This is a genomic window from Amphibacillus sediminis NBRC 103570 (assembly GCF_001552275.1).
GTDB lineage: Bacteria > Bacillota > Bacilli > Bacillales > Amphibacillaceae > Amphibacillus_B > Amphibacillus_B sediminis.
The window spans coordinates 15,510-27,313 of sequence record NZ_BCQW01000032.1; the positions used below are offsets into that span (position 1 = coordinate 15,510).

The 11,804-nt window shown below is 38.1% G+C and carries 10 protein-coding genes; 6 read left to right on the forward strand and 4 right to left on the reverse strand.

Annotation, left to right across the window (positions count from 1 at the left end; translation table 11 throughout):
* Nucleotides 1-166: 166 nt before the first annotated feature.
* From ASE01S_RS13850 to ASE01S_RS13860, 3 genes are read left to right on the forward strand one after another with little or no spacing between them, the layout of a single operon-like run.
* Complete coding sequence (locus ASE01S_RS13850) at nucleotides 167-2,464, forward strand: AAA family ATPase (protein WP_067843668.1); 2,298 nt, start codon at nucleotides 167-169, stop codon at nucleotides 2,462-2,464.
* Complete coding sequence (locus ASE01S_RS13855; protein ID WP_067843671.1) at nucleotides 2,465-2,887, forward strand: acyl-CoA thioesterase; 423 nt, start codon at nucleotides 2,465-2,467, stop codon at nucleotides 2,885-2,887.
* Between the two features lie 2 nt (nucleotides 2,888-2,889).
* Nucleotides 2,890-3,198: a hypothetical protein gene (locus tag ASE01S_RS13860; protein ID WP_067843673.1), complete on the forward strand. Its 309-nt coding sequence runs from the start codon at nucleotides 2,890-2,892 to the stop codon at nucleotides 3,196-3,198.
* Between the two features lie 65 nt (nucleotides 3,199-3,263).
* Here the strand turns inward: ASE01S_RS13860 and yidD are convergent, their stop codons facing one another.
* The 3 genes from yidD to plsY form a co-directional block, all read right to left on the reverse strand.
* Nucleotides 3,264-3,503 (reverse strand): membrane protein insertion efficiency factor YidD, encoded by a 240-nt coding sequence (gene yidD / locus ASE01S_RS13865; protein ID WP_067843695.1) that lies wholly within the window; start codon nucleotides 3,501-3,503, stop codon nucleotides 3,264-3,266.
* A gap of 8 nt (nucleotides 3,504-3,511) precedes the next feature.
* A complete protein-coding gene (gene folE2 / locus ASE01S_RS13870) occupies nucleotides 3,512-4,441 on the reverse strand; it encodes a GTP cyclohydrolase FolE2 (protein WP_067843675.1) in 930 nt (309 codons plus the stop codon).
* 163 nt (nucleotides 4,442-4,604) lie between these two features.
* Nucleotides 4,605-5,192: a glycerol-3-phosphate 1-O-acyltransferase PlsY gene (gene plsY, locus ASE01S_RS13875; protein ID WP_067843680.1), complete on the reverse strand. Its 588-nt coding sequence runs from the start codon at nucleotides 5,190-5,192 to the stop codon at nucleotides 4,605-4,607.
* Nucleotides 5,193-5,611: 419 nt separating this feature from the next.
* Between plsY and ASE01S_RS13880 the strand changes: the two genes are divergently transcribed.
* The 3 genes from ASE01S_RS13880 (at nucleotide 5,612) to parC (ending at nucleotide 10,583) form a co-directional block, all read left to right on the forward strand.
* Nucleotides 5,612-6,022: a CoA-binding protein gene (locus ASE01S_RS13880; protein WP_067843683.1), complete on the forward strand. Its 411-nt coding sequence runs from the start codon at nucleotides 5,612-5,614 to the stop codon at nucleotides 6,020-6,022.
* A gap of 133 nt (nucleotides 6,023-6,155) precedes the next feature.
* Nucleotides 6,156-8,114 (forward strand): DNA topoisomerase IV subunit B, encoded by a 1,959-nt coding sequence (gene parE / locus ASE01S_RS13885; RefSeq protein ID WP_067843685.1) that lies wholly within the window; start codon nucleotides 6,156-6,158, stop codon nucleotides 8,112-8,114.
* 18 nt (nucleotides 8,115-8,132) lie between these two features.
* Nucleotides 8,133-10,583, forward strand: coding sequence for a DNA topoisomerase IV subunit A (gene parC / locus ASE01S_RS13890; RefSeq protein ID WP_067843688.1), 2,451 nt, complete (start codon nucleotides 8,133-8,135; stop codon nucleotides 10,581-10,583).
* 79 nt (nucleotides 10,584-10,662) lie between these two features.
* Here parC and ASE01S_RS13895 read toward each other — a convergent pair whose 3' ends face one another.
* Nucleotides 10,663-11,376: a hypothetical protein gene (locus ASE01S_RS13895; protein ID WP_067843690.1), complete on the reverse strand. Its 714-nt coding sequence runs from the start codon at nucleotides 11,374-11,376 to the stop codon at nucleotides 10,663-10,665.
* Nucleotides 11,377-11,804 lie beyond the last annotated feature (428 nt).

Sequence of the window (11,804 nt, forward strand, 5' to 3'; positions counted from 1 at the left end):
GTAAACTTTAGTAACAGTCATTCTTTTTGTTATGTAAAATTACTCACTTTTAGTAAAAGCTGGCGTAGATAGTTTTAAGATATCTATATCGATCGATTAATCGCTTAACTGTTACAACCGTAATAAATATGATAAAATATTGGAATGGAGAAAGGAGCAGATCAGTTTGACCAATCACTTGATTCTTTCAAAAATTAAAGAAAGTGAGCTAATCGCTTGGGATAATATTGAGCAGCTTCCGCCATATAATGAGATCGAAGTGTTACGAGCGTTGGATCAAATTCAGGCAGAAGAGCATGCGCTTTCTGAGCAAGCAGTTGCGACCTTACATGTTATGTTAGCTTTTCACCGCTTGTTGCGGCATCAAGATACGGATGAGCTTGTTCAACAATTATTAACTAAGGCTTCAAACATACATGCTCATTTACCTGTACAACAAGAACTTCAAACTGTGCTAAGTTTCTTTGTTGTTTTTCAGCATCTACAGCAATTGCAACTATCATCCTGGTCAATTCGTGAGACAGATTTTGATCCGGCAAAGCTGAAAAAAATGCAAGAATGGAAAGGAAACCTTGACCAATTCTTTGAACAAACAAGCTCTGTAAAAGTAGGACGGAATAGTCATCGCTCCCTATTAGAACAGCTTTATCAGAAACTAAGAGAGCAGTTGTTGGAATTAGAGGAGCAATTGACGGACTCAATCGATTTAATAGAAAACAAACGGACCGGCGTCCCTACTAAAGAGATCAATGCGCGTATTCGTACACTTGTTCAGCTTGAACAAGAGTTCTATCAAGCATTTCCAAGTCAATTCAATTCGAGATCGACAAAGAGTCCACTTGAAAGGCTCGAAGGTATGGTCGGGCTCGAACAAATTAAGAATTATATGAATCAATATTATCATTATTTAAAATATCAGCAGGATCGTAAAAAAATAGGATTTCAAATGGTGGATGAGCCCGGCTTACACATGATTATTACTGGGAATCCTGGGACAGGCAAAACAACAATAGCTCGTTTGTTAGCTGAAATTTATCATAAACTCGGTTTATTGGAATCTGATCAGGTGACGGAGGTTAATCGCTCGCATCTGGTTGGGTCTTATGTTGGACAAAGTGAAGAAAATACCATGAACTATATTCGACAGGCGGTAGGAGGTGTTTTGTTTATTGATGAGGCGTATAGTCTCCATCGTCAGGATGCAAGCGGTAATGATTATGGTCAAGCAGTGATCGATACGCTTGTATCAGCCATGACCAGTGGGGAATATGCTAATAAATTTGCTGTTATCTTAGCGGGTTACCCTGAGGAGATGCGTCAGTTTTTATGGTCAAATCCAGGGCTTAGAAGTCGTTTCCCTGATCAAAACATGATTCATTTACCTGATTTTAAATTATCTGAGCTTGTTGAGATTGCCGAAGAAACAGCTTTAGACAATGACTACTTTTTTACAGAGACAGCGTTAAATAGTTTTTATGGTCTAATCGAACGTGCCAAAGTGGACGATACCTTTGGTAATGCAAGGACGGTAAGAGATCTTGTTATGAAAGCCATTTTCAAAAAAGGTGCAACAATTACGGTTAAAGAGCATGACGATTGGCTTGATCATATGCGGATCGAATCAAAGGATTTAGCTGTTATGTATGATGAAAAAGATGATACAGCGCCGATGGATCAACTAGAACAACTAATTGGACTTGAAAACATTAAAGATGAGGTCAAGAAGCTATCCTCATTTGTTACCATTCAACAAAAGCGAAAGCATCAAGGGTTACCTTCAGTACCCATTCAACTGCACGCTGTTTTTTCCGGAAACCCGGGTACAGGAAAAACAACAGTAGCCAAAATTTACTCAAAGTTATTAAAAGAATGTGGCTTACTAAAACGCGGTCATTTTATTTTAGCATCTCGCAGTGATTTAGTTGCTGGTTATGTAGGGCAAACAGCAATTAAAACAAAAAACAAAATTCGCGAGGCACTTGGAGGGGTATTATTTATAGATGAGGCTTATGCATTGTTTCGAGGTGAAAATGATTTTGGGAAAGAAGCTATTGACACTTTAGTTGATGAAATGACCAAACACAACGAGAATTTAGTTGTGATCTTAGCTGGTTACCGTGCCGATATGGAGCGTTTTATTGCAAGTAACCCTGGTCTATCCTCTCGATTTAAAAAATACTTTGAATTTCTTGACTACCAGCCAGATGAATTACTAAGCATTACTCATTTTCATGTGGAACGCTATCACTATCAAATGACAGATGATGCACGTGACTATATTTATCGCCAATATCAGGAGCAAGCGATTCAAGGTAATGCCCGTTTTGTTGTTAATTTAGTTGATGAAGCCATTCAATTTCAGGCTCTTCGTATCGCAGATGCAACTGTTGATGATGAACAATTTCTAATTTTAAATCAAGATGACTTTAGAAAAGCTTGGCAAACAGTGAAGGGAGTTAATTAGATGGAGCCTATTATCACACCAATTCAAGTTCGATATCAAGAAACAGACCAAATGGGTGTTGTCTATCATGCTAACTATCTAGTCTGGTTTGAGATTGGCCGAACAGCCCTTATCGAGCACTTAGGCCTTTCCTATGCAGAAATGGAGCAAGCGGGTGTTGTTTCTCCCGTTACACATGTTGAGATAGATTACTTGAAGCCAATTCGTTATGGTCAACCAGCCTATGTTAAAACCTGGCTTGAACATTATGATGGCCTACGTACGAGTTATCGTTATCAAGTCATTGATCAAGAGGAGCAAGTTGCCGTATCTGGTAGAACTGATCACGTGGTCGTTGATAGAGAACGTTTTAAACCACTTTCAATTCGCCGTAAATTTCCGGAATGGCATCAACGCTATCAACAATTACTAAAGGGAGAATGATGATGGCTTTTGGCTTGAAAAAACATGAATTACGCGAATGGAAACAAAAGATTGAAGCAGGAGGATTAGCTTTTTTAACTCATTATTGGCTGGATCAACGTTTTCCTGACTGTACCAGTGTGACTAAGGTTGGCTGTATGGATACTGAAAAGCTCATTAACTGGGGGGAACAATATGGCTTGAAGCCTGAGTGGATTCACCACCAAGATAAATATCCACATTACGATTTATTTAAACCTTTGCAATACACGGTCTTAAGAGCAGAAGGTTTAGAAGATCATATCAAACGTTTCAACATTACACGGGATTAAGATTCCGTTTCTCTCGGTGGAGATATAAGGTCACCATATACAAATGAGAAAAGAGGGGGAGCAGATCAGAATTCACTCCTCCTCTTTTTTTTCTCTGGAACAGGGTCAAAGCCTCCTGGGTGGAATGGATGACATTTTAACACACGCACAATCGTTAAATAAGTTCCTTTAAAGGCGCCAAAGCGTAAAATTGCTTCCTTACCATATTGTGAACAAGTTGGCTGAAAACGGCAGCTAGGATGTTGTTTTAATGGGCTGAGATACTTTTGATAAAAATTAATAATAGCAACTAAAACATATTTCATGGCACCCACTACTTCCCTTGACGTTTATCAAATGTAATCGAAGCAATGGCATCATGTAAATGAATCGATTCTTGATTTCGACAGGTGATCTGAAAGGCTTGAATTAAATCATTCTCATATAAGTCAGCTGCCACTAGGCGAACCATATCCTCAACAAAGCGTGGGTTCTCAAAGGCTTGTTCGGTAACCATTTTTTCATCAGGTCTTTTTAAGATAGGATGAATACGTGCACTTGCATTACTTTCAGCTGCTTCTAGTAAAATGCTCTTCCAATCTTCTTTTTCCTCATCGAAAAGTTCGGTTAACTTCACTTCGATTTTTACTTCTCCACGTTGATTATGGGCACTATATTCACTAATTTCTTTCGAACATGGACATAATGTCGTAATCATTGCTGACAAACCAACTTTTACTTCAAAGTTAGCTGGCTTACGGTATTTAATTTGAAGATAGAGTGTGGCATGATTAAGACCTGCTAAATTAGAACTTGGACCACTTCTTTCGTAAAACCAAGGTACTTCAAGTGCAATTTCAGCATCTTCACTTTTCAAGCGTTCTGCTAATTCTACCGTAAATTGCTTTAGCGTTTTTAGATTGAGATTAAGCTGACCATTTTGATAGTATTGCTGCAATTGCTCGGTAAATCGACTCATATTTGTTCCCTTGTTTGCTACCTTAACTGTTGATGTAAGAGTAAACGAAGCAATCGATGTTTGTATTTCAGGCTTAAGCTCACTTTGGATTTGAATAGGATGTTTAACGTTGGTAATGCCCACAGCATCTAACTCAAATAAAAAATTAGCTTTTGTATTTTGTAAATCCGCCATTTGCTCTTTGTCAATCGGCTTTACCTTTTCTCCAGGCTGAACTGAACCAAAAAGTTTATGTCGTTCAGCTTTTTTAGGCAAAATAAGCTGGTTTGTATTTTTTTCTATCATGGAGATAACCCCTTTCACAACCATAACTAGTAAAAGTATACTGAACAATGTCGAATGATTCAATTTATTTATTTGATCACTAATTAACGAAGTTTCACTTTATCACATGAAGGAACGATTTAAAAAACCACAAGAGTGGTATACTCTTTGTGGTCAATAAAGGCTAGAGCCATTTAACTTTTGGTTCGGTTTTATTGATAATACGTTTAATGTTTGCTAGATGACGGTAAATCACGAATAGTGTTAATAGGCTTGTGACAATAAGTAAGCTGTAATCTTGCATAAGCACCGTTGTAATAATAGCGATAATTCCTGTTAACATAGAAGAAAGTGAAACATATTTACTAATATAAAGGATGACAAAAAAGGAGCATAGCATAATGGCAAATAATAATGGACTGACACCTAAGATGATCCCAGCCGATGTCGCAACTGCCTTCCCCCCACGAAAATGAGCAAAGATAGGAAAGATATGCCCAATAGCAGCAAAAATACCAATAATAAGGGGGTTTATTTCAGGAAGCTGAAACATAACAGGGAGCAATGCGGCCAACGTTCCTTTTAATATATCAGCTAATGTTACTACGATTCCGGCTTTTTTACCTAAGACTCTGAAAGTATTCGTGCCCCCTAAATTACCACTACCATGTTCACGAATATCTGTTTGATAAAAAACTTTTCCGACGATTAAGCCAGATGGAATAGATCCAAGTAAATAAGCAACTATAATTAACCATACATAATTCCACATAATCATTCCTCATTTCATCAGCTATAGTACAGTTGTTTTATGCAGGTGTAACTGGCTGGGGCTGCGATTACTCGCCCCATCGAAGGGCTTTTGTAAGACTCCCACTTTAGGAAATAAGGGAACGCATCATGTGCAAGTGGGAGATCCAACAGCCAGTAACGGACCGATTGGTTCAACTAACGTTTAGTGGGTGGGAGAGAGAGGAAGCTGACTAAGTTCGCGACGTCGTGTTGCAACGTCTGCACGAGCACATCCTATCCGTCGCCCCCCCACTGACGAAGTTTCACTTTATTGTAACATGTTTTTAATCGATATTAAACCATGATTATGACCAGGTATTAATACACAATGATTTGACCAAAACAGGTAAAACAGCGTAAACTAGGGAAGAAATGGTTTTGAAAAGGAGTGTTTAGATCATGAATCAGAAGTATGAACGTGATTTTATTGATAAACTATTTGAACAAACACACACAATAGCTGTGGTAGGATTATCGGATAATCCAGATCGTACCTCATATCAAGTTAGTCAAGCGATGCAAAATTATGGATTTAAAATCATTCCAATTAATCCAACCATTGATTCTGCTTTAGGAGAAAAAGCATACCCACGTCTTCGTGATGTAAAGGAACAAGTAGATATCGTGAATGTTTTTCGTCGCTCAATTTTTTTAAAGGATATTGCAGCAGAAGCAGTAGAGATAGGTGCTAAGGTTCTTTGGGCGCAGCAAGGAGTAGTTGATCAAGATGTTGAACACTTGTATAATAAAGACCTGCTTATTGTTATGGATCAATGTATTAAAGTAGCTTATCAACAGATTCAGAAATAATAATGGATCACAAATAATTAAGCTTAGTAATATCATGTAGAATTCTGTGTCGAGAACTGGGATTCGAATCGATTAAAATCGTAACAAACATAAGTTCGATCTTTTGGGTTTGTTGATAAGTGGAGGGAGCAAAATGACGATATCAAAACAGAATGTAACCTATTCAGATGAATCCATTCAAGTTTTGGAAGGATTAGAAGCAGTACGAAAACGACCAGGGATGTACATCGGTTCAACGGACGCAAGAGGTTTACACCATCTTGTCTATGAAATCGTTGATAATGCCGTCGATGAAGCATTGGCTGGATACGGTGAGAAGATTACCGTCACTATTCATCAAGACAATAGTATTACGGTTATGGATGAAGCAAGAGGAATGCCAATTGGGATGCATCAGTCAGGCAAACCGACCCCAGAAGTTATTTTTACTGTTCTACATGCAGGTGGCAAATTTGGGCAAGGTGGTTATAAAACATCAGGTGGCTTACATGGGGTTGGTGCATCAGTAGTCAATGCCTTATCTGAGTCGTTAACGGTTACCATTAATCGAGAGGGTAAGGTTATGCAGCAATCCTTTGCCAATGGAGGAATTCCTCAGGGATCGTTAGAACAAATTGGAACAACGAAAAAAACAGGATCAACGATTCACTTTAAGCCTGATCCCACTATTTTTTCTACAACAAGCTTTCAGTTTGAGATTTTGTCCGAGCGGCTTCGTGAGCAAGCCTTTTTACTAAAAGGCATTGAAATTGTCCTTATTGATGAGCGCCAATTGATTAGTGAATCGTACCAATATCCAGAGGGATTGCAATCATTTGTCGAGTACTTAAATGAAGAAAAGGATGTTTTACATCCTGTTGTCTCCTTTGAGGGCGAGCAGCAGGATATAGAAATAGATTTTGCCTTTCAATTTAATGATGGCTATGCTGAAAGTATGCTATCGTTTGTAAATAATGTTCGAACTAAAGATGGTGGAACGCATGAATCTGGAGCTCGTACCGCTATCACACGTGTTTTCAATGAATATGCACGTAAGAATGGGCTATTAAAAGAAAAGGATAAGAACTTAGAAGGTAATGATATTCGTGAAGGATTTACAGCAATCGTGTCGGTAAGAATCCCCGAAGAAAAACTCCAGTTTGAAGGTCAAACTAAGGGGAAATTGGGAACCTCTGAGGCACGATCAGCAGTCGACAGCATCGTCTCAGAACACTTAGCATACTTTCTCGAGGAAAATAAAGATGTTGCGACCATGCTATTAAAAAAAGCGATTAGAGGCAAGGAAGCAAGAGAGGCGGCCCGCAGAGCACGTGAGGATGCCCGATCAGGTAAGCGGAAAAAACGTAAAGACGCCCTATTAAGTGGGAAACTCACGCCTGCTCAATCTCGAAATCCTGATCGAAATGAGCTATATTTAGTCGAGGGTGATTCGGCCGGTGGATCGGCTAAGCAAGGGAGAGATCGCAAATTCCAAGCCGTATTGCCTTTAAGAGGTAAGGTTATCAATACAGAAAAGGCAAAGTTGGAAGATGTTTTTAAAAATGAAGAGATTTCAACGATTATTCATACGATAGGTGCGGGAGTTGGTGGTGACTTTAACTTAGCTGACGTCCAGTATGACAAAATTGTTATTATGACTGATGCTGACACAGATGGCGCTCATATTCAAGTCTTGTTATTGACATTTTTCTATCGTTACATGCGTCCATTAATTGAAGCCGGTAAAGTTTATATTGCCTTACCTCCACTCTATAAAGTGTCGAAAGGGAAAGGCAAAAGTGAAAAGATCTATTACGCATGGAATGAAGAAGAAATGAAACAAGCCATTACTAAATTAAAAAACGGTTATGTTTTACAAAGATATAAAGGTTTAGGAGAGATGAATGCCGATCAACTTTGGGAGACAACGATGAATCCTGAAACGCGTACCTTAATTCGTGTCACAATCGATGATTTAGCACGTGCCGAACGACGGGTGACGACTTTGATGGGTGATAAAGTTGCCCCAAGACGTAAGTGGATTGAGTCACACGTGGAGTTTGGTCTTGATGAAGAAACCAATATTATCGATAATGAGAATATTCACAGCTAGTAGTTAGGAGGAAGTACGTTGGTAGCCAAAGAGAAGTATTTAGATTTGCCGTTAGAAGAGGTCATAGGTGATCGATTTGGTCGCTATAGTAAATATATTATTCAAGATCGGGCTTTACCTGATGTTCGAGATGGGTTAAAGCCTGTGCAACGCCGGATTCTTTATGCGATGTTCGAGGAAAAAAATACCCATGATAAGCCATTTAGGAAATCAGCCAAAACAGTTGGTACGGTCATAGGGAACTATCATCCGCATGGAGATAGCTCGGTTTATGAAGCTACGGTGCGCTTAAGTCAGGAATGGAAAATCCGTCATGTATTAGTCGAGATGCATGGTAATAATGGTAGTATCGACGGCGATCCTCCAGCGGCAATGCGTTATACAGAAGCGCGGTTATCGGCCATTGCCAGTGAATTATTACGAGATATCGATAAGGAAACCGTCGATTATATGCCAAACTTTGATGATACCGTCAACGAGCCTGTTGTCCTACCGGCTCGCTTTCCAAATCTTTTAGTCAATGGCTCTACCGGTATTTCTGCTGGTTATGCCACAGATATTCCTCCACATAATTTGGCTGAGGTTATTGATGCCATTATCAAAAAAATTGATCATCCTGAAGTCACTATCGATCAGCTTCTCGAGATTATGAAGGGGCCTGATTTTCCAACTGGAGGCATTATTCAAGGTGAAGAAGGATTAAAGGAAGCGTATAAAACAGGTAAGGGGAAAATTATCGTTCGTGGTCGTGCTTCCATTGAGTCGATTCGAGGAAACCGCGAACAAATTGTTATTGATGAGATTCCTTATGAGGTCAATAAAGCGGTTTTGGTTAAACGCATCGATGAATTACGACTAGATCGCAAGGTAGAAGGTATTGCCGAGGTACGTGATGAGACAGACAGAACAGGTATGCGGATTGTAATTGAACTTAGAAAAGATGCAGATAGTACAGGCATTCTCAACTATCTATATAAGCATACCGACTTACAAGTTAGCTATCACTTTAACATGGTAGCCATTAAGGACAAAACACCGAAACAGCTTAACTTAATGCAACTGCTAGATGCATACATTAGTCATCAAAAAGAAGTGGTGTTGCGCAGCGCTCATTATGATTTAAAAAAAGCGCGTGATCGTGCGCATATTGTAGAAGGATTAATTAAAGCCGTCTCTATTTTAGATGAATTGATTGCGACAATTCGAGCAAGTAAAGATAAAGCTGATGCTAAAGCCAATATTCAAAACCAATTTGACTTTACTGAGCAACAAGCAGAAGCGATTGTTAGCTTACAGCTTTACCGTTTAACGAATACCGATATTACTTCACTGGAAAAGGAAGCTCAAGACTTGCGTACTAGAATTGAAGAGCTAGAAGCTATTATCGCTGACGAAAAAAAACTTTCACAAGTTATCAAACAGGATTTACGACAAATTAAGAAGAAATTTGCCACACCTCGAATGACGGCCATTGAAGCTCATGTTGAAGAATTAAAAATCAATCTTGAGGTTATGGTTGCGAGTGAGGATGTCGTTGTTACAGTCACACACGAAGGTTATGTTAAGCGTACCAGCCTAAGGTCATATGCAGCATCAAACGGCGATGATTTAGCGATTAAGGAAGGCGATCATCTCGTTGGACTTTTTGAAATAAATACGACAGATACGTTATTGATCTTTACCAATCAAGGTCGATATATATTTGCACCTGTCCATACTTTACCTGACATCAGGTGGAAGGATTTAGCTCAGCATGTTTCTTCTCTAGTTGGAATAGAAAAAGGTGAAAAAGTTATTTGTGCAATCCCCGTTCGAGATTTTTCCGTACCCCAATATTTAATCTTTTTCACCAAAAACGGCATGATTAAACGAAGCGAATTATCCTTATACGAAGCACAACGTTATTCAAAGCCACTAGTTGCGATTAATCTAAAGAACGGTGATCAATTAATAAATGTTGCATTATCAAATGGATTACAGGATGTATTTGTTGTTTGTAATCGAGGCTATGGGGTTCGTTATAATGAAGCAGAGATAACGCCAATTGGTCAACGAGCTGCTGGTGTTAAAGCAATCAGTCTTAAAAAAGATGAATTTGTAGTGGCAGGATTGGTGATGCAAGGTGAACAAGAAGAGACATTCTTTACTCTTGTTACGCAGCGTGGCGCTATGAAGCGAATGCGCTTAACTGAATTTGAGCAATCCTCAAGAGCCAAGCGTGGGCAAATGATGCTTAGAGAGCTTAAAGGAAAACCACATAGGGTTGTTGGATTTGTTGAAGTCACACCAGAAGACCAGGTTGTTCTCTTAACGGAACTAGGCACAACGGTAACCTCACATCCAATGGAATTAAGTGTAAGTGATCGATATAGTAATGGTTCATTCGTTATTGATACAGATGAAACTGGGGTAGTGGTTGATGTGTGGAAGTCGATAAAGTATATAGCCCCATTTAAAAATGATCAATAACATTATTTACTATTAAATTGAAGGTAGCGAGGCAGGCACATTCGATTATTCGAAGTACTGCTCTGCCTCATTTATTCATCTATAAATTATTTTCTAGATAAAGAGTCCAAGTTGACCTTGTACCACGCTTTAAAGTTACATGAGAATTGGTTCCAATATGATACGTACCAGTTAGTGCAACCCCCTTAGTTGACGATGGTAAATTATACGTATATGAGTTGCTTGTAGGGTATTTAGTATAAGAATGTTGCACCCCTGGCCATCCACTTGCTCCATATCGAACTCTTCTTGATGAAAGGCTTATACTAGAATCATAGACATTCCAACCACCTGTTACTTTAGTTAGTTTTGCCATCGTAACTCCTCTCTCTGTATATCGATCATAATAAATCCTGCTGTACGCTCTAACTCCATAAGAAGAATCATATTCCTCATCACCCTTGTCAGCCATAGGTTGAATTAAATTTACCTCATCATCATACAAAGTAATATCACTAAATAATGTTACTGAAACAAACTCTACACCATCATTCTCGTAAATAATCTCTGAAGTTATGTAGTTATCAGCATGAAAGCTAGCATTATTATCTAGCGTGAGAAGTCCAACAGATAATGTATCTGAAGTAATGTTAACTTCATTTTTCAAATCTTCTATAGGTATATCTGAATGCCCCTTTTTCGCATCAGCAAATGATTCTTCTAGGGTTTTTTCATTCAATTCAGTCGCAGAAATTGCAATTGAAAATCCAAATGTTGATAATAAAATCAATAAAGTAATAAATATTTTTTTCAATGTAGCTCATCTCCTTTTCTAAAATAAATGGTGGTAGCAAATAGCGGTTTTTTATGTTAATATTTATCTAAGATGTGGAAAGGGGGGTAATTAAATGGATCATAAAAATCCAAATGAATTTGATAGAGCTTTTGTAGGAAAGCCAGGATGTATGATAATTATTATACTAATAATTATCATTGTTAGTATCTTTGCAAAAATTTTGTAGTCCGTATAATATTTAGATTTTTATATTTAATTACCGTAATTATCATTTTAATGTTTTGACTATGAGAATTTCATTGGGTCCCCCCTTTTTTTAATACTTAATAATTGTATGTTGGTAATATAAAACTATTTTACCAAAAAAACAAAAAAGTCTACGTTTTTTTGTAATTTTTTGATTATTATAAAAATATAAAACTATTTGAAAAAAACAGGACTTCCAA